Source organism: Sphingomonas sp. R1 (genome assembly GCF_025960285.1).
Taxonomy (GTDB): Bacteria; Pseudomonadota; Alphaproteobacteria; order Sphingomonadales; family Sphingomonadaceae; genus Sphingomonas.
Genome location: NZ_CP110111.1, coordinates 2,221,511 through 2,244,353 on the forward strand (window position 1 = coordinate 2,221,511; position 22,843 = coordinate 2,244,353).

The 22,843-nt window shown below is 68.8% G+C and carries 15 protein-coding genes; 2 read left to right on the top strand and 13 right to left on the bottom strand.

What is annotated here, in order from left to right; all coding sequences use genetic code 11:
* Nucleotides 1-9: 9 nt before the first annotated feature.
* The 10 genes from OIM94_RS10760 to kdpF form a co-directional block, all read right to left on the bottom strand.
* On the bottom strand, nt 10-1,524 hold the full coding sequence (locus tag OIM94_RS10760; RefSeq protein ID WP_264606730.1) for an efflux transporter outer membrane subunit: 1,515 nt from the start codon (nt 1,522-1,524) through the stop codon (nt 10-12).
* On the bottom strand, nt 1,521-4,805 hold the full coding sequence (locus tag OIM94_RS10765) for an efflux RND transporter permease subunit (protein ID WP_264606731.1): 3,285 nt from the start codon (nt 4,803-4,805) through the stop codon (nt 1,521-1,523). The genes OIM94_RS10760 and OIM94_RS10765 overlap by 4 nt, the downstream gene beginning before the upstream one ends.
* Nucleotides 4,802-7,912, bottom strand: a complete 3,111-nt coding sequence (locus tag OIM94_RS10770) for an efflux RND transporter permease subunit (protein ID WP_264606732.1) — start codon at nt 7,910-7,912, stop codon at nt 4,802-4,804. Before OIM94_RS10770 ends, OIM94_RS10765 begins: the two co-directional genes overlap by 4 nt.
* A 3-nt stretch (nt 7,913-7,915) precedes the next feature.
* Nucleotides 7,916-9,214: an efflux RND transporter periplasmic adaptor subunit gene (locus tag OIM94_RS10775; protein WP_264606733.1), complete on the bottom strand. Its 1,299-nt coding sequence runs from the start codon at nt 9,212-9,214 to the stop codon at nt 7,916-7,918.
* A 151-nt stretch (nt 9,215-9,365) separates the two neighbouring features.
* Entirely contained in the window at nt 9,366-10,052 is a 687-nt protein-coding gene (locus OIM94_RS10780) for a response regulator (protein WP_264606734.1), read from the bottom strand.
* Nucleotides 10,053-10,060: 8 nt separating this feature from the next.
* A complete protein-coding gene (gene kdpC / locus OIM94_RS10785; protein WP_264606735.1) occupies nt 10,061-10,633 on the bottom strand; it encodes a potassium-transporting ATPase subunit KdpC in 573 nt (190 codons plus the stop codon).
* Between the two features lie 13 nt (nt 10,634-10,646).
* Nucleotides 10,647-11,474: a transporter gene (locus tag OIM94_RS10790; RefSeq protein ID WP_264606736.1), complete on the bottom strand. Its 828-nt coding sequence runs from the start codon at nt 11,472-11,474 to the stop codon at nt 10,647-10,649.
* 14 nt (nt 11,475-11,488) lie between these two features.
* Nucleotides 11,489-13,507, bottom strand: a complete 2,019-nt coding sequence (gene kdpB / locus OIM94_RS10795) for a potassium-transporting ATPase subunit KdpB (RefSeq protein WP_264606737.1) — start codon at nt 13,505-13,507, stop codon at nt 11,489-11,491.
* Nucleotides 13,508-13,518: 11 nt separating this feature from the next.
* A complete protein-coding gene (gene kdpA, locus OIM94_RS10800) occupies nt 13,519-15,222 on the bottom strand; it encodes a potassium-transporting ATPase subunit KdpA (RefSeq protein ID WP_264606738.1) in 1,704 nt (567 codons plus the stop codon).
* A gap of 10 nt (nt 15,223-15,232) precedes the next feature.
* Complete coding sequence (gene kdpF, locus OIM94_RS10805; RefSeq protein WP_019368916.1) at nt 15,233-15,322, bottom strand: K(+)-transporting ATPase subunit F; 90 nt, start codon at nt 15,320-15,322, stop codon at nt 15,233-15,235.
* A 253-nt stretch (nt 15,323-15,575) separates the two neighbouring features.
* On the opposite strand from kdpF, the gene OIM94_RS10810 reads away from it, so the two are divergent.
* Complete coding sequence (locus OIM94_RS10810) at nt 15,576-18,194, top strand: sensor histidine kinase (protein WP_264606739.1); 2,619 nt, start codon at nt 15,576-15,578, stop codon at nt 18,192-18,194.
* Between the two features lie 122 nt (nt 18,195-18,316).
* Entirely contained in the window at nt 18,317-18,985 is a 669-nt protein-coding gene (locus OIM94_RS10815) for a Crp/Fnr family transcriptional regulator (RefSeq protein WP_264606740.1), read from the top strand.
* On the opposite strand, the gene OIM94_RS10820 is transcribed toward OIM94_RS10815, so the two are convergent.
* From OIM94_RS10820 to OIM94_RS10830, 3 genes are all read right to left on the bottom strand, one after another.
* On the bottom strand, nt 18,975-20,549 hold the full coding sequence (locus OIM94_RS10820) for a TRAFs-binding domain-containing protein (RefSeq protein WP_264606741.1): 1,575 nt from the start codon (nt 20,547-20,549) through the stop codon (nt 18,975-18,977). The genes OIM94_RS10815 and OIM94_RS10820 overlap by 11 nt on opposite strands.
* A gap of 51 nt (nt 20,550-20,600) precedes the next feature.
* Nucleotides 20,601-21,065 carry a nucleotide synthetase gene (locus tag OIM94_RS10825; RefSeq protein ID WP_264606742.1) on the bottom strand — a complete coding sequence of 155 codons (465 nt, stop codon included), beginning with the start codon at nt 21,063-21,065 and terminating at the stop codon, nt 20,601-20,603.
* 158 nt (nt 21,066-21,223) lie between these two features.
* Nucleotides 21,224-22,810, bottom strand: a complete 1,587-nt coding sequence (locus tag OIM94_RS10830) for a toll/interleukin-1 receptor domain-containing protein (RefSeq protein WP_264606743.1) — start codon at nt 22,808-22,810, stop codon at nt 21,224-21,226.
* Between the last annotated feature and the right edge of the window lie 33 nt (nt 22,811-22,843).

Here is a 22,843-nt window from a genome sequence, read left to right on the forward strand (position 1 = left end):
AGCAGGCGCTCAAGGCCGCCGCGCGGGCGCCTGCGTTCCGGCGTCGGCGGCGCGACGCTGTTCGGTGCCGTCGGTCAGATCGGTCGCGCTCCAGCCGCCGCCCAGCGCCTGCACGAGCGCGACATAGGCGGTCTGGCGATCCAGCTGGCCCTGGATCAGGGCGCGGCGGGCGCTGAGCGCCGTCGCCTGCGCGGTCGCCACATTGGTGTAGACGACGATGCCGGCGCGATACTGATTGCGCAGGGTCTCCTCGGAGCGATCGGCGGCGGCCGAGGCGGTGCGCAGATAGGCTTCCTGCCGGGCGAGCACGTCCTGCGCGATCAGATTGTCCTGCACGTCCTGGAAGGCAGTGAGCGTCACCTGGCGGTAGTTGGCGACCGCGGCATCATAGGCCGCGCGTGCCTGGGCGACGCGCGCCCCCCGCGCTCCGAAATCGAGCAGCGTCTGCGCCACCGATGCCCCGAGCGACCATAGCGACGCGCCGGCGCTGAACAGGCCGGAAAGCGAATCGTTCGAGAAGCCGCCGCTGCCCGTCAAGCTGAGCGTGGGGAAGAAGGCTGCGCGATTGATGCCGATCGTGGCGTTGGCGGCGGCGACGGCGCGCTCGGCGGCGGCGATGTCCGGGCGCCGCTCGACCAGCGCCGAGGGAAGCGAGACCGGTGCCTCGGGCACGCGCGGCGACCAGGCGGTGCCGAGTGCCGCGAGGCGGAAGCCCGCCGGGTTCTCGCCGACCAGCACCGCGATCGCATCTTCATATTGCGCCCGGATCCGGGCCTGCCCCTCCAGATCGGACTGGGCGGAGGCGAGCTGCGACTCCGCCTGAAACACGTCGGTCCGGGCGACGATGCCTGCGCGATACTGGTTCGAGGCGATTTCCAGCGACCGCGTATACGCGGCCACGGTCGCGGCGAGGCTGGCGATCGTCGCGTCGGTCGCACGCAGGCTGAGATAGTCGGTCACCAGTTCGCCCTGGAGCGCGAGCCGGGCGTTGGCGAGATCGGCCAGCCGCGCCTGTTCGGTATAGCGGGCGTTGCGCGCGGTGTTGGTGAGGCTGCCGAACAGATCGGGCTGCCAGCTCGCCTGCACATTGACCCGGTAGCTGTCCGAATCCTGCCCGTTGACGACGGTGGTCCCAGTTCCCGTGGTGGTGTTGCGCACCGACGCGCCGCTGTGGCTGTGCGTTACCGATCCGGTGGCGCTCACCGTAGGAAACAGGCCGGCGCGCGCCTCGCGGGTGGCGGCGGTCGCCTGGCGCCACGTCGCGGCGGCCTGGGCCAGCGTCTGATTATGTGCATCGGCGCGAGCGACCAAGTCGTCGAGGGTCGCGTCGCCGAAGCTTGTCCACCAGTCCGAGCGCGGCGCACCGTCATTGGGGTTCGCCGGACGCCAGCCGTCCACCGTCTTCCAGGAAGCCGGTGTCGATGTCGCCATCTCGGGGCGTTGATAGGCCGGGGCGAGCGAACAGCCCGCCAGCGCGCTCAGCGCCAGCAGCGATGCGATCGGACGGAAGCGGGTGCTGGTCATGCGGGGAACTCGCGAACGGGCTGGGGGGAGGATCGCCGGCGGCGGCGCGACAGGCGATCGAGCAGGACGTAGATGACGGGCGTGGTGATCAGCGTCAGCACCTGGCTGGCGATCAGCCCGCCGACGATGGCGACGCCGAGCGGGCGGCGCAGCTCGGCACCCTCGCCGAAGCCGATCGCCAAGGGCAGCGCGCCGAGCGCCGCCGCGATGGTGGTCATCAGGATCGGACGAAAGCGCAACAGGCTCGCCTCGCGCGCGGCATGTTCGGCGGAGAGCCCGCGCTCGCGCTGGGCGGCAAGCGCGAAGTCGATGATCAGGATGGCGTTCTTCTTGACGATGCCGAGCAACAGGAACAGCCCGATCAGGGCGATGATATCGAACTCCATGCCGCAGACGATCAGCGCCAGCACCGCCCCGGTCCCCGCCGCCGGCAGGGTGGATAGTACGGTCAGCGGATGGATCAGGCTCTCGTAGAGGATGCCCAGCACGATGTAGATCGCCACCAGCGCCGCGAGGATGAGCAAGGGCTGCGAGCCCTGCTGTTGCTGGTAGGTGAGCGCGGTGCCGGCAAAGGCGCCGTGGACGGTACTGGGCATGGCGATCTGCGCCTCGGCCGCGTCGATCGCGGCGCGCGCGTCGGATAGCGCCTTGCCGGGCTTGAGATCGAAGGAAATGGTCGCGGCGACCTCGGTGCCCTGATGGTTGACGCTGGCCGCGGTCGGCGCCTGGCTAACGGTGGCGATTGCCGGCAGCGGCACCATCGCATGCGCGGTGTTGCTAAGCGCGGAGCCGGTCGAGGGGTTGCGCAGCGCCGGGTTGGAGGGAACGGCGGCGCTGCTGCTGCCAGCGGTGGCGGTGGCAGTCGTTGTCGTCGTACGGCTCGCCGTCGCGTTCACGGTATTGCCCGAGGCGCTTACCGTGGTCAGATTGTCGGTCGCCACCGACTGGGCGGGGATGCGGATGTCCGGCAGCATGTGCGGGCCGGTGGTCGTTGCCGGATCCCAGCCAAGGATCACGCTATACTGGTTGACGTCCTCGTAGATCGTCGCGACGTTGCGCTGGCCGAACGCGTCGTACAGCGCGTTGTCGACGTCGCGCGGCGAGATGCCGACGCGGGCCGCCGCATCCCGGTCGATCGTGACGAAGCTCTCCACACCGTTCTCCGCCAGGTCGCTGTCGACATTGGTGAAGACCGGGCTCTTCGCCATCGCGTCGTTGAGCTTCTGCGCCCAGACCTTCAGATGCGCGGTGCTGTCGGCCATGAGGGTGTACTGGTAGGTGGCGTTGCCGGAGCGGCCGCCGGCGCGCAGATCCTGCACCGGCGAGAGGAACAGCCGGATGCCCTCCACCGGCTGGAGCGCGCGCTGCAGCCGCTGGATCACCACCGTGCTCGGCTGGCCGGGGCGCTGCCCGATCGGCTTCAGCGCGATCAGCATGAAGGCGCCGCCGCCGCGGCTGCCGCCGGTAAAGCCGACCACGCTCTGCACCGCGCGGTCCTTCTTGATGACATTGACGACCTGGGTGAGCTTGTCCTGCATGGACAGGAAGGAGACGCTCTGGTCGGCGCGCACGCCGGCAAAGATCAGCGGCGATTCCTGCTGCGGGAAGAAGCCCTTGGGGACGACGATATAGAGATAGACGGTGAGGGCCATCACCGCGACGAGGAGCAGCACGACCAAAGGCTTCATCGCCAGCGCCCAGTCGAGCACCCGCGCATAGCCGCGCTCGAGCCGGGCATAGCCGCCCTCGAGCACGCGGGCGAAGCGGCCGGGGCGCTTGGGCGGCACATCCTGCTGCGGCTTGCGGAGGAACCAGGCGCACAGCATCGGCGTGGTGGTGAGCGACAGCACCAGGCTGATCATCACCGCCGTCGACAAGGTGACCGCGAATTCGCGGAACAGCCGCCCGACAAGCCCACCCATGAACAGCAGCGGGATGAACACCGCGATCAGGCCGATCGACATCGACAGCACGGTGAACCCCACCTCGCGCGCGCCGCGCAGCGCCGCTTCGAACCGGCCCATCCCCTCTTCAAGATGACGGGTGGTGTTCTCCAGCACGACGATCGCATCGTCGACGACAAAGCCGGTCGCGACGGTGATCGCCATCAGCGAGATGTTGTTGAGGCTGAACCCCAGCAGGTACATCACCCCGAAGGTGCCGAGCAGCGACACGATCGTCGCCACCGCCGGAATGAAGGTCGACCGCACGTCGCGCAGAAAGGCGAAGACGACGAGGACGACCAGCACCAGCGCGACCAGCACGGTGATCTCGATCTCGCGGATCGAGGCGCGGATCGAGCTGGTGCGGTCCATCGCGACGTCGAGATGGATGTCGCCGGGGATCTGCGCGCGCAGCGTCGGCAGCTCGGCGCGGATCGCGTCGACCATCTTGATCAGGTTCGCGTCCGGCTGCTGGGTGATGTTGACGACGATCGCGCGCTTGCCGTTGTAGAGGCCCAGCGTGCGCAGATCCGCCACGCTGTCGCTCACGTTTGCGATATCGCCGAGACGCACCGGCGCGCCATTGCGCCACGCGATGACCAGCGGGCGATAGTCCGCCGCCACCCGACCCGCGGCATTGGTGTAGATCTGCCAGGCGCGGCCGGTGGCGCTGCTCTGGAGCAGCCCCTTGGGACGATTGGCGTCCGCCGCCTCGATCGCGGCGCGGACGTCTTCCATCGAGATGCCATAGCTGTTCAGGCGATAGGGGTTCACGTCCACCCGCACCGCCGGCAGCGAACCTCCGCCCAGTTCGACATCGCCGACGCCCTGGATCTGCAGCATGCGCTGCTGCACGGTATTGGAGACCGCGTCGTAGATCTGGCCGGCGGTCTTGGTGTCCGACCAGAGCGCCAGCGTGATGACCGGCTGGTTGGCCGGATTGACCTTGCGATAGGTGGGGTTCTGCTTGAGCGTCGCGGGCAGGTCGGCGCGGGCGGCGTTGATCGCGGCCTGCACCTCGCGCGCGGCGGCGTCGATGTTGACCGACAGGTCGAACTGGAGCGTGATCCGCGTCGTGCCGAGCGAACTGGACGAGGTCATTTCGGTCACGCCGGCGATCGACGAGAGGCGCCGCTCCAGCGGGGTCGCGATGCTCTGTGCCATCACCTCGGGGCTGGCGCCCGAAAGGTTGGCGGAGACGCTGATCGTCGGCAGGTCGATCGCCGGCAGCGGTGCCACCGGCAGCGCGAGGAACGCCGCGATGCCCGCCAGCGCCAGCCCGATCGTCAGCAGGATCGTGCCGATCGGGCGCCGGATGAAGGGCGCGGAGAGGTTCAAGCGCCCGCCTCCGGCATCACGTTCGGGCTGGCGCGGGTGCCCCAGCCATGCCTGGCGAACTTCTGCTGCGCACGATCGAAATAGAGATAGATGATCGGCGTAGTGAACATCGTCAGCAGCTGGCTGACCAGCAGGCCGCCGAAGATCGCGATGCCCAGCGGCCGGCGCAGCTCGGCACCTTCGCCCAGGCCCAGCATCAGCGGGATCGCCGCGAACAGTGCGGCCAGCGTGGTCATCAGGATCGGGCGGAAGCGCAGGATCGCCGCCTGGCGGATCGCCGCAGCGGGTGCCAGCCCCTCGTCACGCTCGGCGGCGATCGCGAAGTCGATCATCATGATCGCGTTCTTTTTGACGATGCCGATCAGCAGCACGATGCCGATGATGCCGATCACGTCGAGATTGTGCCCGGTGACCCACAAGGCGAACAGCGCACCCACCGCCGCCGAGGGCAGCGTTGACAGGATCGTCACCGGATGGATGAAGCTCTCATAGAGCACGCCCAACACGATATAGACGCAGATAATCGCCGCCAGGATCAGCACCAGCTGGTTGCTCAGCGAGGAGGAGAATGCCCCCGCCGCGCCGAGGAAGGTCACCGATATGCCCGGCTTGAGCTTGAGCTGCGCGATGGTGTCGCGGATCGCATTGGTCGCGGTGCCGAGCGATACGCCCGAGGCGGTATCGAAGTTGACGGTGGCGGCCGGGAACTGGCCGACATGGGTGACGGCCAGCGGCGAGCGCCCCTCGCGGATCGTCGCCACTGCATTTAGCGGCGTCGCGCCCCCCTGCGACTGCAGGTTCAGCAGCCCCAGCGATTGCGGATCGGTGGCGAGCCCCGGCGCCGCCTCCAGGATGACGCGATACTGGGTCGTCTCGGTGAAGATGGTCGACACGATGCGCTGGCCGAACGCCGAATAGAGCGTGTCGTCGACGCTCGACGCGGTGATGTTCAGCCGCGCCGCGCTGTCGCGGTCGATATCGACATAGGCGGCGGCACCGGTCGCGCCCGCGTCGGTGGAGACGTTGGCGACCTTCGTCACATGGCGCAACGCCGCAGCGATGCGTTGGGCTTCCGCGTTGACGTCGGCGGTGTTCGATCCCTCGACCGAGAAGCGATATTGGGTGGGGCCGCTCTCGGCGTCGATCGTCAGGTCCTGGGTCGGCTGGACATAGAGAGTGATGCCGGCGATCCGGTCTACCGCATCCTCCAGCCGCCGCATCACCGCCGCCTGGTTGCCGTGCGAGGCCTTCAGGTTGATCAGCATCGTGCCGACGTTCAGCGAGGCGTTGTTCGACCCGTCGACGCCGACATAGGAGGAGAGCGTCTCCACCGCCGGATCCGCCAGGATCGCTCGCGCCGCCTGCGCCTGCAGCGTCGCCATTTGATTGTACGAGATGCCGTTGGTCGCGACGATCCGCGCCTGGAGCTGGCCAGTATCCTGGGTGGGGAACAGCCCCTTGGGGATGACGAGGTAGAGCAGCACCGTCAGCCCCAGCGTCGCGATCGCCACCAGCAGCGTGGCGAAGCGGCGGCGCAGGACGAAATCGAGCCCGGCCTCGTAGCGGCGCTCGACCCAGCCGAACAGCGCGGCGGACCGCTCGGCGACACGGCCGGGCTTCTCCTCCGACGGGCGCTTGAGCCAGCGTGCCGACAGCATCGGCGTCAGCGTCAGCGAGACGACCGCGGAAATCAGGATCGTCACCGCCAGCGTTACCGCGAACTCGCGGAACAGCCGGCCGACGATGTCGCCCATGAACAGCAGCGGGATCAGCACCGCGATCAGACTGACGGTCAGCGAGATGATGGTGAAGCCGATCTCGCCCGCGCCCTTCAGCGCCGCCTCGAACGGCGCCATGCCGTCCTCGATATGGCGCTGGATGTTCTCGATCATCACGATCGCGTCGTCGACGACGAAGCCGGTCGCGATGGTCAGCGCCATCAGCGAGAGATTGTCGAGGCTGAAATTGAGAAGGTACATCACCCCGAAGGTGCCGATCAGGCTGATCGGCACGGCCAGCCCGGCGACCAACGTGGCGCGCCCGGAGTGCAGGAAGAAGAAGATCACCAGCACGACCAGCGCGACCGCGAGCACCAGCTCGAACTCGACATCGTGTACCGAGGCGCGGATGCCGGTGGTGCGATCGGCCAGCACCTCGGCATGGAGGCCGGCGGGCAGGCTCTTCAGCAGCTCGGGCAGCTGGCGCTTGATCGCGTCGGTGGTGGCGATGACGTTGGCGCCCGGCTGGCGTTGGACGTTGAGGATGATCGCCGGCGTGTCGTTGGCGAGCGCCCCCAGCCGGCTGTTCTCCGCGCCTTCCACCACCTCGGCCACGTCGGACAGGCGCACCGGCGCGTTGTTCTGGTAGCTGACGATCAGGTTTTTGTAGTCGTCGACCGTCTCCAGCTGATCATTGGCGTTGATCTGGTAGGAGCGGTTGGGGCCGTCGAAACTGCCTTTCGCCGAATTGGCGTTGGCATTGCCAATCGCGGTGCGGATCTGGGCGAGGCTGAGGCCGTAGCTGGACAGCTTCTGGGTATCGGCGCGGATCCGCATCGCCGGCTTCTGTCCGCCGGCGAGACCGACTAGGCCGACGCCGCTGATCTGGCTGATCTTTTGCGCCAGCCGGGTGTCGGCCAGCGACTGGACCTGCGTCAGCGGCATCGTGTCGGAGGTAATCGCCAGCGTCAGGATCGGCGCATCGGCGGGGTTCACCTTGGCATAGACTGGCGGCGCCGGCAGGTCGGCCGGCAGCAGCGCCTGCGAAGCGTTGATCGCCGCCTGCACTTCCTGCTCGGCGACGTCGAGCCCGGTCGAAAGGTTGAACTGCAGCGTGATTACCGACGCGCCCGAGGAACTGGTCGATTCCATCCTGGTCAGGCCCGGCATCTGGCCGAACTGGCGCTCCAGCGGTGCGGTGACCGTCTGCGTCATCACCTCCGGGCTGCCGCCCGGATAGAGGGTACTGACCTGGATCGTCGGATAGTCGACTTCCGGCAGCGCCGAGAGCGACAGGCCGTTAAAGCCGACCAGCCCCGCCAGCACGATCGCGACCATGAACAGCGCGGTCGCGACCGGGCGAAGGATGAAGATGCGCGACGGACCCACCGATCAGCCGCCTTGGCCGCCGCTGCGGTGCCGCCGCTGGCCGCCGCCCTGGCCATCGCGTGCCGGCGGGGCATCGCCGGGAAGCGCGACCTTGGCGCCTTCGTTCAGCCGGTCGGCGCCGTCGGTCACCACCGTGTCGCCGATGGCGAGGCCGTCGGTGATCTGGGTCTTGTCGGCGACCGCGACACCCGGCTTCACCTTCCGCTCGGTGACGGTGCGGTCGGGCCTGAGCAGCCAGACGAAGGGGCCGTTCGGGCCGGACTGGATCGCGGCGGGCGGCACGGTCACCGCCTTGGCCACCGTCTCGACGGTCAGGCGAACATTGACGAACTGGCTGGGATAGAGCTGGAAGCCGGCATTGGCGAAGCGCGCCTTGCCCTTGATCGTGCCGGTGCTGGTATCCACCCGGTTGTCGAGCGTCGAGAAGTTGCCGGTATCGAGCGTCTTGGTGCGGGTGCTGTCGAGCGCGACCGCGGGGATCTGGGCTCCTTCCGCGATGCGCTTCTGGATCTCGGGCGCCTGTTGCTGCGGGATCGCGAATTCCACGTCGATCGGCTGGAGCGTGGTCACCACGACGATGCCGTTGGTGTCGCCCGCGCCGATATAATTCCCGATGTCGACCACCTTGAGCCCCGCACGGCCGCTGACCGGCGAGACGATGCGGGTATAGCCGAGGTTGATCTGCGCCTGCTGCACCGCGCCGCGATCGGCGAGCACGGTGCCCTCTAGCTGGTGGACCAGTGCCGCCTGGGTGTCGCGATCCTGTCGCGCGATGGAATCCTGCGTGAGCAGCGTATTGTAGCGGTTGAGCTGGAGCCGCGCATTTTCGAGCTGCGCCTGGTCGCGCGTCAGTGCGCCGCGCGCCTGCAGCAACGCCGCCTGATAGGGCCGCGGGTCGATCACCGCGAGCGGCTGCCCCCTCCGGACGAGCTGGCCCTCGCGGTAGAGCAGCTGGACGATCGTGCCGGATACCTGCGGGCGCACCGTCACCGTCGCCGCGGGGGTCACCGTGCCGAGCGCCTCGACCTGCACCGGCAGATCGGCGAGCGTCGCTTTGGCGGTGCCGACCGTGGTGGTCTGCGCCATGCCACCGCGCCGGCCGCCGCCGCCGGACCGTCCGCCGCCCTGCTTGCCGGCGGTATCGCTGCCCTGCGACAGCAGTACCGCGAGCGCGACCAGCGCGCCGATCGCGAGGACCCCGACGATCCAGCTGAGGGTCCGCGCGCGACGCGACAGCGGACGCGCCTGCGCCGTCGGCCCAATGTCTTCCCGCGCACCGGGCCTGGGGTCGTCTCGATCCATATCGTTCGCGTCCTACGTCGTCGTCACCGCGGACCCTGCGACCATCCCGGAACGGGCGGCAGGGTCTACCAGAAGGGTGCTGGTACGCGGCTAATGTCGCAAAACTTTGTCGGCCCGTTGCGACCGAGCGACAGGGGCGAGAAGGAGCGGCTCAAGCGACGACCAGGCGATAGCCCACGCCCGGCTCGTTGACGATGAGCTGCGGGCGGGCCGGATCCGCCTCCAGCTTCTGACGCAGGTTGCGCACGACGATCCGCAGATAGTCCAGCTGCTGGACGTGCGCTGGTCCCCACACGTCGCGGAGCAGCTGACCGTGCGCGATCACCCGGTCGGGGTGGGCGGCGAGCAGCGCCAGCACGCCATATTCCTTGGGGGCGAGATGCACCGCCTCGCCCTGCTTGCGCACGCGCCGATGGAGCAGATCGATCTCGATCGCGCCGATCGTCAGCTGCTCGCGCTCGGCCGAGCCCGCCAGGCGATGGCGCAACGCGGTGCGTAGGCGGGCAAGCAGTTCCTCGGTGTCGAACGGCTTGGTGCAATAGTCATCGGCACCAAGGTCGAGCGCGGCGACCTTCTCGCTGGTCTCGGTGCGTGCCGACACCACCATCACCGCCGCCCCGCCCGCCTTGGCCTGCTGGATCAACTCGATACCGTCGCGGTCGGGCAGGCCGAGATCCAGCAGCACCGCGTCGGGCTTGTCGATGCCGAAGGCGGCGGCGGCCTCGCGCGCCGTCGTCGCCTCGATCACCTGATGGCCTGCGCGGGTGAGGGCCCCGCGCAGCAGCCGCCGGATATGGCTGTCGTCCTCGACGATCAGCACCTTGGTTGCGCTCGCCATGGCTTCGCTTAGCGAGCGCCTTCCTGCCGGTCGAGCGCTTGATTGAGCGCGAGCACATTGACGCGCGGCTCGCCGATGAGGCCGAACAGGCGTTCCTGCACGTTGGCGTCGACCAGCTGCACGACCCGGTCGGGTGCGATGCCCCGCGCCTTGGCCACGCGCACGACCTGGAAACGCGCCGCTTCCGGGCTGATTTCGGGATCAAGGCCCGAACCGGATGCCTGGAGCAGATCGGCGGGGGCGCCGGCACCGAGGCGCTTCTGGTCGGCGGTCACCCGGTCGATCAGCTTCTTGCTCGCCGGCCCGAAATTGGATCCGCTCGAGGCGAGCGGGTCATAGCCATTGCCGGCAGCAGAAGGGCGTCCCTGGAAATAGCGGTCGCCCGCAAAGGCCTGGCCGAGGAGCATCGAGCCTCGCACCGTGCCGGCATCGTCGCGCACCAGCGAGCCGTTTGCCTGGGCGGGAAAAAGCAGCTGCCCTGCGCCGGTCAGCACGAGCGGATAGGCGACTCCGAGCAGCAGCGCGAACAACAGGGTCAGCAGGAAGGCCGGGCGAAGGCCGGAGACGAGATCGGAACGCATGGCGATATCCTCCTCAGAAGCGGGTGGAGACACCCAGATAGACCTGGGCATCGGGGGTGGCCTGGTTCAGGCCGAAATTGGCGCCGAGATCGAGCTGCAGCGTCGGGCGGAGCAGGTAGGTGGCGGCGATGTCGGCCGAGGTCTGCGTCACATAGCCGGCGGGGTCGAAGTTGCGGGCGGCCCAGAACTCCCCGATCAGCGTGAACTTCGACGTGATCGCCTTGCCAAGATTGACCGTGCCGACCAGCTGGGCGTGATAGCCGTGGCCGTCGCTGTCGGCGAGCACGTCGCCCTCGGGGCCGAAGGTCAGCGTGACCCCCTTGGGCAGCGCGATATTGACCGGCACAGCAACGCCTCCCTCGGTTTCGCCATTGCCGATCCCGGTCTTGGCGGTGGGGATCTTCACGAAGGGCAGCAGCGCGATCTGCACCTGCCCCGCCGGATTGGTAAGGCGCTGCTTCAACCGCAGTGTCAGGTCACCGACGCCGTGCAGCGTCTGGGTGCCGGTCGCGGTGCGCGTGCGCACCGTTGCATAGGGCGCGATGCTCGCCTCGATGTCGGTCGAGCCGGTCAGTCCGTACTTGAGCGTCGGGTTGGTGTAGAGGATCGTGTCGATTCGGGTGTCGCCCGCATCGGTGCGGGTCCAGTTGCCGAGATCGGTCTCGAGCTGGACCATGCCCTGGGGGACGGTGCAGGCGAAGTTCGACTTGGTCGGGCGATCGGTGCACAGCGCGGGGGCTGCCGGGGCCGTCGTTGCCGGGGCGGCAGGCACGCTATCCTGCGCGAAGGCCGGAGCGGCTACGACGGTGAGCGACGCGAACGAAAGAAACGTACGAAACATGGGAATTATAATCCTCAGGCGAGGTGAAGGCCGGCGACGGCCAGATCGATGAGCTTGATGCCGATGAACGGCGCGACGAGTCCGCCCAGGCCGTAGATGGCGAGGTTGCGGGCGAGCAGCTGGCCGGCACCCATGGGCTTGTAGGTGACGCCCTTGAGCGCCAGCGGCACCAGGAACGGGATGATGATCGCGTTGAAGATCACCGCCGACAGGATCGCGCTGGTCGGGCTCGACAGGCCCATGACGTTGAGCACGCCGAGGCCGGGATAGAGCGCGACGAACATCGCCGGGATGATCGCGAAATACTTCGCGACGTCGTTGGCGATCGAGAAGGTGGTCAGCGCACCGCGCGTCATCAGCAGCTGCTTGCCGAGACCGACGATCTCGATGAGTTTGGTCGGATCGCTGTCGAGATCGACCATGTTGCCCGCCTCGCGCGCGGCCTGGGTGCCGGTGTTCATCGCCACGCCGACGTCCGCCTGGGCGAGCGCAGGCGCATCGTTGGTGCCGTCGCCGCACATCGCTACGAGCTTGCCGCCCTGCTGCTCCTGGCGGATCAGCGCGAGCTTGTCCTCGGGCGTCGCTTCCGCAAGGAAGTCGTCCACGCCCGCTTCGGCGGCGATCGCGGCGGCGGTGAGCGGGTTGTCGCCGGTGATCATCACGGTGCGGATGCCCATCCGGCGCAGCTCGGCGAAGCGCTCGCGCACGCCGGCCTTGACCACGTCCTTCAGCGCCACCGCGCCGAGCAGGCGGCCGCCCCGGACCACCGCCAGCGGGGTCATGCCGCCGCGGGCGATGCCGTCGGTGATGCGCTTGAGTTCGGCGGCACCCGCCGCGTCCGGATCCATCTTGAGGATGGAGTCGACCGCGCCCTTCAGGATCACCGTGTCGCCCTGGCGCACGCCCGAGCTGCGGGTCTGCGCGGTGAAGGGAATGACTTCGGCATCGGCATCGAGCTCCGCGTCGAACGCGAACTTTTCGCGGCCCAGCGTCACGATCGAGCGGCCCTCGGGCGTCTCGTCCGCGAGGCTGGCGGTGAGCGCGGCCTCGGCCAGCGTGCGTTCTTCCACGCCGGTCAGCGGATGGAAGGCGCTCGCCTGGCGATCGCCGATGGTGATCGTGCCGGTCTTGTCGAGCAGCAGCACGTCGACGTCGCCTGCGGCTTCCACCGCGCGGCCGGACTTGGCGAGCACGTTGAAGCGCACCAGCCGGTCCATGCCCGCGATGCCGATCGCGGAAAGCAAAGCCGCGATGGTCGTCGGGATCAGTGTGATCAGCAGCGCCGCCAGCACCGCCACCGGGATCGCACCGCCGGCATAGGTGGCGAAGGCCGGGATCGTGCCCACCGCGATCAGGAAGATGATCGTCAGGCCGACGAGCAGGATGGTCAGCGCGATTTCGTTGGGGGTCTTCTGGCGCTCGGCGCCTTCGACCAGCGCGATCATCCGGTCGAGGAAGCCCTTGCCGGGATCCTGGGTGACGCGGATGATGATCCTGTCCGAGATGACGCGGGTGCCCGCAGTGACGGCCGAGCGGTCGCCGCCCGCCTCGCGGATCACCGGCGCGCTTTCGCCGGTGATCGCGGCCTCGTTGACCGAGGCGACACCCTCGACAACTTCGCCGTCGGCCGGGATCAGGTCGCCCGTCTCGACCAGCACGAGGTCGTCACGCTCGAGCAGGTGCGCCTCGACCTTGCGCCAGGTCTCGCCGACGCCGGTGAGCTTCTTGGCCTCCAGCTCGGACTTGGTGGCGCGCAGCGACGCCGCCTGGGCGCGGCCGCGGCCCTCGGCCAGCGCTTCGGCGAAGGTGCCGAACAGCACGGTGAGCCACAGCCAGACGATCAGCTGGACCTGGAACCCCACCGGCAGCGGCTCGCCGCCGATCGCCAGCAGGACGGTGAGCAGCAACGCCGCGACAGCCGTGGTGAACAGGATGGGGTTGCGGATCAGCTCACGCGGGTTGAGCTTGCGGAACGCGTCCCCGATGGCCGGGCCGATCAGCTCGGCCGCGAAGATGGACTTGGGTGCAGACATGGTTTGCGTCCTCAGAAGAGCTGGCCGCGGAGCAGCGTGACGTGATCGGCGATCGGCCCCAGCGCCAGGCTCGGCAGGAAGGTGAGCCCGCCCAGGATCAGGATGATGCCGACGAGCAGCGCCACCCACAGCGGTCCGGTGGTCGGGAAGGCGCCGACGCCGCCGGCCACCTGCTTCTTGGCGGCAAGGCTGCCGGCGATCGCCAGCACCGGCACGATCACGAAGAAGCGGCCGAGCCACATCGCTAGCCCAAGCATGCCATTGTAGAAGGGCGTGTTCGCCGACAGGCCGGCAAAGGCCGAGCCGTTGTTGCCGGTCGCGGAGGTGAAGGCGTAGAGGATTTCCGAGAAGCCGTGCGGGCCGTTGTTTGCGATCCCCGCCAGCCCTGCCGGCATCACCGCCGCAATCGCGGCGCCGCCCAGGATGCAGAGCGGCAGTGTGGCGACGGCGAGCACCGCCAGCTTCACTTCACGCGCCTCGATCTTCTTGCCGACATATTCGGGCGTGCGCCCCACCATCAGGCCGGCGACGAACACCGCGAGGATGGCGAACAGCAGGAAGCCGTAGATGCCCGCACCGACGCCGCCGACAACGATCTCGCCGAGCTGGATGTTGAACAGCGGGATCAGGCCGCCGAGCGCGGTGAAGCTGTCGTGCATCGCGTTGACCGCGCCGCACGAGGCTGCCGTGGTGACGACCGCGAACAGCGAGCTGGCGACGATGCCGAAGCGGGTTTCCTTGCCCTCCATGTTCGCACCGGCGACATGGATCGCATGCAGCGCCGGGTTGCCGGCGGATTCCGCCGCATAGGTCACCGCGACGCCGCCGAGGAACAGCACCGCCATGGCGGCAAGGATCGCCCAGCCCTGGCGGGTGTTGCCAACCGCCTTACCAAAGGTCCAGGTGAGGCCGACGCCGACGAGGAAGATCGACAGCATCTGCACCAAGTTGGTCAGCGCGCTCGGGTTTTCGAACGGGTGCGCCGAGTTGGCGTTGAAAAAGCCGCCGCCATTGGTGCCCAGCATCTTGATCGCTTCCTGGCTGGCGACGGGGCCGAGCACGATCGTCTGGCGCGCGCCTTCCAGCGTGGTCGCGTCGACGCTGCTGGCCAGCGTCTGCGGCACGCCGCACGCAACGAGGAACAGCGCATAGACGAGGCAGGCGGGGATCAGCAGGTAGAGCGTAACGCGGGTGAAGTCGGCCCAGAAATTGCCGATCCCGCGCGACTCCTTGCGCGCGAAACCGCGGAACAGCGCGAAGGCAATCGCGATGCCGGTCGCAGCGGACGTGAAGTTGTGGAGCGTCAGCCCCAGCGCCTGCGACAGGTTGGAAAGCGTCGATTCGCCCGCATAGCCTTGCCAGTTGGTGTTGGTGGCAAAGCTGATCGCGGTGTTGAACGCGCCGTCCGCGCCCATGCCGGCAAGCCCGCGCGGGTTCCACGGCAGCACCGCCTGCAGGCGCAGCACCGCATAGGTGAGCAGCGCGAGCGCGAGGTTGAACAGGATCAGGTGCAGCGCATAGGCGCGCCAGCCCTGCTCGGCGGTCGGGTCGATGCCGCCGATCCGGTAGATGCCGCGCTCGACGGGACCGAGCACGCGGTGGAGCGGGGTGCGGCGGCCTTCGTAGAGCGCGAACAGCCACAGGCCCATCGGCTTGGCGGCGGCCGCCAGGATGGCGACGAACAGGGCGATGAAGCCCCAGCCTTGGAGTGTCATGCGGCCCTCCTCAGAAACGCTCGGGCCGCAGCAGCACCGCGACCAGATAGACGAGAAGCGCGAGTGCGGTCGCGCCGGCGAGCATCAGGTGCAGGCCCATGGGATCAGGCCTTCACGCACAGCTGGACGAAGGCCAGCGTAAGCAGGAAAAGCCCGCCGAGCGCGGCGAGCCAGAGAATGTCGGACATGGGGTTGGCCCTTGCTTGTCGCCGCCGGGTGGCGGTGTGGCACGCGATCTAGGTCTGGTGGCCGTTAAGCTTCGACGGCGAATGCCGGCGGCCGGCATTAAGATTCCATATAGTCGGGCGGTGGGGCGTGGCGCCGGACGGGCGGGCGCACTACCAAGGGCGGTAATGAATGACCGCCCCAATCCCGATGCGCTGCTGCGCGAGGCCCGGCGCGAGGCGCGCGGGCGGCTGAAGATCTTTCTCGGCGCGGCCCCGGGCGTCGGCAAGACCTTCGAGATGCTGCGCGAGGGCGCCGAGCGGCTCCGCGACGGTAAAGACGTCGTGGTCGGCGTGGTCGAGACGCATGGCCGCGCCGAAACCGAGGCGCTAGTCGTGCCCTTCGAGGTGCTCCCCCGCAAGGCCGTGGAGCATCAGAGCCATCGGCTGGAGGAGATGGATCTAGACGCGATCCTCGCCCGCCGCCCGGCGCTGGTACTGGTCGACGAACTCGCCCACACCAACGCCCCCGGCTGCCGCCACCCCAAACGCTGGCAGGACGTGGAGGAACTCCGCGACGCCGGCATCCATGTCTACACCACGCTCAACGTCCAGCATGTCGAAAGCCTCAATGACGTGGTGGCCAGCGTCACCCGGGTGCGCGTGCGCGAGACCGTGCCCGACGCGATCTTCGACGATGCCGAGATTGAGCTGGTCGACCTGCCGCCCGACGAGCTGATCGACCGGCTGAAGGAGGGCAAGGTCTATGTGCCTGCCGAGGCGAGCCGCGCACTGGCGCACTTCTTCTCCAAGGCGAACCTGTCGGCGCTGCGCGAAATGGCGCTGCGCCGCGCGGCGCTCAGCGTCGACCGGGCGATGCTCGACCATCTCGATGCGTTGGCGGTTCCCGGCACCTTCGCGGCAGGCGAGCGCGTGCTGGTGGCGGTGAGCGAACTGCCCGGCGGCGACGGGCTCGTGCGCGCGGGCAAGCGGCTGGCCGATGCGCTGAAGGCATCGTGGCAGGTGGTGTTCATCGAGACGCCGCGCGCCGAGCGCTTCCACGCCGAGCAGCGCCGCCGCGTCGCCGAGACGCTGCAGCTGGCGAGCAGCCTGGGTGCCACCGTGGCCACCGTCCCCGCCGTCACCGTGATCGATGGGCTGCGCACGCACCTCACCGGCATGCGCGCGACGCAGCTGGTGATCGGCCGCTCGCGCCGCAGCTGGTGGTTCGAGTTGCGCCACGGATCGGTGGTCGAATCGATGCTGCGCTCGGCCGAGGGCTTGGCGGTCCATGTCCTTCCGGCCACCGAGGATCGCACGCGCGCACGCCAGCGCGGTCCGCTGCCGGCGCTCGGGCGCTGGCAGGAGCATCTCGTCGGCGCATCCGCCGTCGCGCTGACCGTGGCGCTGGGAAGGGTGACGTTGCCGCTGATCGGCGCCGGCGGCACCGATTTGCTGTTCCTGCTGCCGGTGATCGTGATTGCCTTCCGCCATGGCTTCGGCCCCGGCATCGCCACCGCGGCAATGGCGGGCCTTGCCTATAACTTCTTCTTCCTGCCGCCGCTCTACACCTTTACCATCGGCGATCCCCAGAGCGTACTGACCTTTTGCGTGCTGGAGGCCATTGCGCTGTTCACCGCGAACCTCACGGCGCGCCTGCGGGCGCGGGCGACCTTGGGGACGCGCAGCGCGCAGGAGAATGCCGCCGTCGCGGCCTTCGGCCAGGCGCTTGCCCGCGCCTCCGATCCCGACGCCACCAGCCGCGTGGTATGCGAGGAAATCGCGCAGCTTCTGGGTGTATCGGTGGTGCTTCTCGTCCGACGTGAGGGCGCGCTGGAGCGTATTGCGAGCTGCCCGGAAGACGCCCCGCCCCTTGGCGCGGTGGACCATGCCGCTGCCGAATGGGCGTGGAGCAGCGGCGAGGCCGGCGGCATCGGCACCGGCACGCTGATCGCCGCCGACTGGCAGTTCCACCCCTTGCGCACCAGCATGGGCGTGCTGGCGGTGATCGGTCTTGCCGCCGTGGATGGCCGTGAGCCGATCACGGCGGATCGCGCGCTGCTGCTTTCCACCCTGCTGGGCCAGGCGGCGCTGGCGCACGAGCGGCTGCGGCTGGAGCAGGACGTGCGCGAAGTCTCGGTGCTGCGCGAGCGCGACCGGTTGCGCGCGGCACTGCTTTCGTCGATCGGCCATGATCTGCGCACCCCGCTTACCTCGGTTGCAGCGGCGGTGGATGCGCTGGCGGCGGCCCATCCGGCGGAGGCCGCAACCGCCATCGCGCGTGCCGAAGTGTCCCGCCTGCGCCGCTTCCTCGACAATCTGGTCGACATGGTGCGAATCGATTCCGGCGCGGTGGCGCTCAACCTCGAGCCGATCGACCTGACCGATGCTGCCGCCGCCGCCGTGCACGACCTGCGCGACGTGCTTGCGGGACGCGAACTGGTGCTGCGCGTGCCGCCGGACCTGCCGCTGGTCCGCGCCGACCCGCGCCTGCTCCACCACATCCTGCTCAACCTGCTGTCCAACGCCGCCGTGCACGGCGGCGAGGGCGCGATCGAGATATGGGGACAGCGCCGTCCGGACGGCGTGCGGCTGGCAGTGCGCGACCACGGCCCGGGCCTGCCGCCCGGTGAGCAGGCCAGCATCTTCGAGACATTCGCGCGCGGCACGGGCAGCGATCGGGCCGGCGGAAGCGGTCTTGGCCTGGCCATCGCCAAGGGCTTTGCCGGCGCGATGGGTGCCCCGATCCATGCCGCCGATGCGGAAGGCGGCGGCGCGCTTTTCGCGATCGATCTCCAGCCGGTCTGAGGTATTCGCGGCGCCCGCGCGGAAATCGTCCTTAATCAGCCGTTCGCCACCGGATCGGGCTTGCCACGTTGCGCTGCAACCAACATGGTGTCCGGAAAGCGTGGGCAGCGACTATCTGGGCCGTGGGGGCACTATCTGACATCGATCTGGCGACGCGGTTCGCCTGCCTCTTCGCATGCAGCGAGGCGGTTGCGGCGGAGCTGACGGCCGCGGCAACGGTACGGTGGCACGCGCCCGGCCCCGCGCTCGTCCGCCAGGGCGAGCAATGCGGGCGCATCCTGGTGCTGCTCGAAGGCCATGCCCGCGCGGCGATGGTCACGCTGGACGGGCGGGTGCTGCAGGTCGCCGAGCATCACCCCGGCGACATCTTCGGCGGCGTTGATCCCAGTCGCGAGCAGGCGGCCGAGGTGACCGTCGCCACGCCCAGCCTGATCGCCAGCTTCGCCACCGCCGACTTCTATGCGCTGGCCGAACGCCATGCCTGTGTCGGCGTCGTGCTGGCACGCACGATGGTGCGGCAGTTCGGCGCGCTGACCCAGCTGGTCTCGGCACGGCTGACGCTATCCGCCACGGGACGCGTCCATGCCGAGCTGCTGCGCATGGCGCAGGCCGGTGATGGGCGCTGGATCCGGCCGCTGCCGGTGCTGTCGGACCTCGCGCTGCGCGTGCAGACCGCGCGCGAGACCGTATCGCGGGCGGTATCCGCGCTGGAACGGCGCGGGATCGTGTGCCGCCACGACGACGGGCTGGAGATCGTCGCCCCAGCCCGGCTCGAGGCGCTCATCGTATGAGCTGCGGTTTCAATGCGTAGAGCGTGACCGGCGCCTGATCGGCAAGCGCGACCTCGCCCATCAGTTCCGCTCGGCCTGCGTCCGCCTCACACGCGGCGAGGCTGGCCGCGAACGCCTCGCTGGCGAACATCGCCCCCGGCGGGGTCACCGCCAGCAGCCGCTCGGCAACATCGAACGCGCCGCCCAGCAGCACCGGGCCGCCCGTCACCGGGTCCTCCACCGGCATGGCGAGGCCGATATGCAGCGCCTGGCGCAGCGGGCCGGTGCTGGCGAGCGCGGCAGCGACGCCGCGCGCGGTGTTCCACGCCACCCCGGGACGATCGAACGCCAACAGCAATCGCTGCCCGGACCACCGCGCCGCAAGCGGCGGGCATCCGGCGAATGCCGCCGTCACCCCGGCCAGCCTGCCCCCGAGATCGTGCGCCAGCGCTGCATAGGCTTCGCCGTCGCTCGACATCAGATCGACGGCGAGAACGGCGAGAACGCGGAGCGGGCTCGGCTCCGGGGAAGCGGCGCTGGCCGGCACGTGCAGCGGCAACAGATGCTGGCGCCGTCCGGCCTTGTGCCACAGCGTGCCGGCATGCGCGCTCTGGCCGATCGCATCAAGCGAGCCGGGCCCGAGCAGCAGTTGCACCGCCTCGGACTGAAGCAGCGCGGCCCGCATCGTCGCCTGCCCCATCGCCACCAGATCGGCGAGCCGCACCGACGGCATGAACGCCGCGCTGCTCGCCTCCCCCATCTCCTGGATACTGGCAGCCTCTGCCAGTGCCGCCTCGAACCGCTGGACCCAGATGGCCCCGTGCGGGCGCACCGATCGCGCCACGAACGCGGCGACGCTGCCGGGCAGCACGACGTGCAGGTCGGCGCCGCGCGCGATCAGCCGCTCGGCGATCAGCAGGTCCGCGCCGGCGGCCAGCGCCCCATAGCCAAAGCCGATCCGCTCCTGCGCGAGCAGCGCATCGATCGCCGCTGCCAGCGCCGCCTCTTCCGCCGGCAGCCGCATGTGCCCGGCGAAGTGGAGGCTGCGTGGCGGGCGATAGGCATCCAGCCACGCGGTGGCGCCGCCCTGCTCGGCCAGGATCACGCCGAACTGGCGCAGGGTGGAGGCATGGTCCTCCCACGCATGCGGTGCGGAAGCGATCGCGCGGGCGAGCGCCGCCTCCGCTCCGCTCATGTCGCCGGCCAGCAGCAGCGCTTCGGCTTCGGTCGCCGCCAGCCAATAGGGGGTTTCTTCGGGTACTCCGGCGTGCAGCAGTTCCTGGACGTCGGCGGCGAGGCTGCGGCTGCCGGCCACGTCGCCGGCGATCAGCGCCAGCGTGGCGGCGTTGATCAGCGGATAGGGCGCGGGGGCGAGTTGCGCCGCCGCGGCATAGGCGGCGGCGGCGGCACGGGCATGATCGCGCCGCGCCGCACCGGTGAACAGCAGCGCCTCATCCTTGAGGAGACGCCCCTTCAGGCTCAGCACCGCCGGGTCGTCCGCAACGCGGTCGAACCCCGCGTCGCGGAACATCTGCCAGGCCCGATCGAGCGCACCGGCACGCGCCTGGGCAGTTATCGCAAGCACGGTTGACGCCATCCGACCCGACATACTCCCATCATGGATACGAGGACAGCCTCAGCCTTCGGACTTGGGTTCCTGCGGCTGCGGCTCCTGCGGCTTTGGCGAACCGTGCGTGCCCTGGTTCTCCACCTCGGGATCGATGATCGTCGGCATGCGCATGTCTCCTTGCAAGAAATCGACGTAGAGATTGAGCCCCTCGCACGTCTTCCGGTGCTGCGGGTTGGTGACATATTCGACGAAGAAGCCAACCGCGGTGATCCGGCCGGCGTCATCCAGCAGCGGGAAGGCGCGGCGATACTTGCCATCCGGATATTCGTGCTTGGTGCTGACGTACAAGCTGTTGGGGGTGTATTCCCAGAAGTCCCCGATCAGCTTGAAAATGACGCAACAGGGCTCGCGTACCACGATATCGAGCGGCGTCGGCGGCGGCGTCGTCGGGCCCGCAAGGCCGGGCTCGATATTCGGCGGCGCCACCACGAAGTCGCGGACGATCTTGGTGAAGTCGTCTTCCGACGTCACTTCCTTACCGTTGCCGAACTGGTCGACATCCTCATATCCAAGGATATGAAACTTCAGATTCCCCAGCGGATATCCGCCCGTACTGCTAGCAAATATCTGGTATCGCTTGACCAAACGAATGTAGGAAGGCGGGAATATCGACAGCGGATATTGACCAATCATCTATTTCTTCCTTCCATTACGCCTAGTTCGGCCTTCATCTCCGTCAATATAGTCGCGAGTTCTTGATTTTCGGTATCCAACTCCGTCATTTTGCGGAGGTCGGCAATGGCCGCGCGCATATGGCCGATCGCTGATGGGAGATCGCCATGGTTCATCTCCATCTTGGCAAGGGCGCGCTCCGCCCAGACGAGCATGCGACGGTTGCGGGCATTCTGCGGATCCGGCGCCAGCAGGCGCTCGATCAACGCGACCTGCTGGCGCCGCAGGTCCAGCGCCGCCTCCAGATTCGACACTTCGAATTGCGCGTCCGCCAGCCATCCCTGGCGATTGGCGACCTCTCGCCAGCGTTGTTCCGCCTTCGGCTCGCGCCGCGCCAGCGCCTGGGCGGCGCGTAGCGCGTCGCCACACAGCGCCACCGCCTGCACGGCCCGTTTCTGCTCCAGTCGCAGCGCGCAGAGGTTCCCCGTCGCATAGGAGACTTCTTCCGCGCTGCGCGGATCGGCAGGGTTCAGCGTTTTCAGCCGATTTGCCAAGGCGGCATAGGCCTCGAAATGCGGCTCGGTCGCAGTCAGCTCGCCCGCCTTGAAGTGCAGCAGGCCCAGATAGAATTCGCCCTGGGCATGCGCGAAGACCACGTCATACTGATCGGGCTGGCGATCGATCAGCGCCCGCGTGATCCGATTGGCCTGCACGAAGGCCGCGCGGGCGCGGGGCGTATCCTTGGCCGCCAGGGCGTCCTCTCCGATCGTCATGATCGCACGGGCGCGGCGGGCGAGCACGTCCGGCGGCAGCTGCGCGAGGTCCTGTTCGCCATAATAAGCGAGCGCGCGTTCGTTGGCCTGGCGAAGCACGTCGAGCCGGCCAACCTCTTTCAGCCGCCCCCGCAGATCGGTCAGCATGAACTCCACCAGCCCCTCGGCCTGGGCGCGCCGCAGTTCCGCCTCCCCGCGGGCCCGGACGGCCAGGATCGTCAATCCCGCCATCACTATCAGCAGCGCCGCCGCGACGAGCGTGATCGTCGTCACGCGACGCACGCGCGCCTGCGCATCCCGCTGCACCAGCGCATCGAGCGGCACGACCACCGCCCCGGCCACCAGCTTGAGCAGCGCCAGCCGCTTGCCGTCGCGCCCCTCGCGAAAGTCGGCAGCCAGCGGCTCGGCCTCGACGCCGTCCACGCCGCGCAGCAAAACTGCGGGCATCGCGTCCGCCGGCTCGCCCTCGAACAGCGCCGCCAGCACCGGCCGATCGGGGTGCAGTTCGCGGAACAGCGCGATCTCGCGCGCCACCCAGTGCGAGGCGGCGCCCGCCGGCGAGCAGACGACGATCAGGCACGCGGAGTCCGCGATCGCCGCGCGCACCTCCGCGCTCAGGTCGCGCGCGGCGGGCAGTTCGTCGATGTCGCGGAAGATGCGGCCCAGCCTGCGCGGCACGGTGCCCTGCAGCGCGGGGCGACCGACCAGCTTGGCCGGGATGCGATATCGCTCCAGCGCGCGGTGCAGCCAGCGCGCGCGATTGCGATCGGCATGGTTGTAGCTGATGAACGCGCCGTAACGCGCGCCCGACCCGATTTCTGTGCTTGTCACGCGGTCCCTTCCCCGCGCGCGACTATCTCAGAG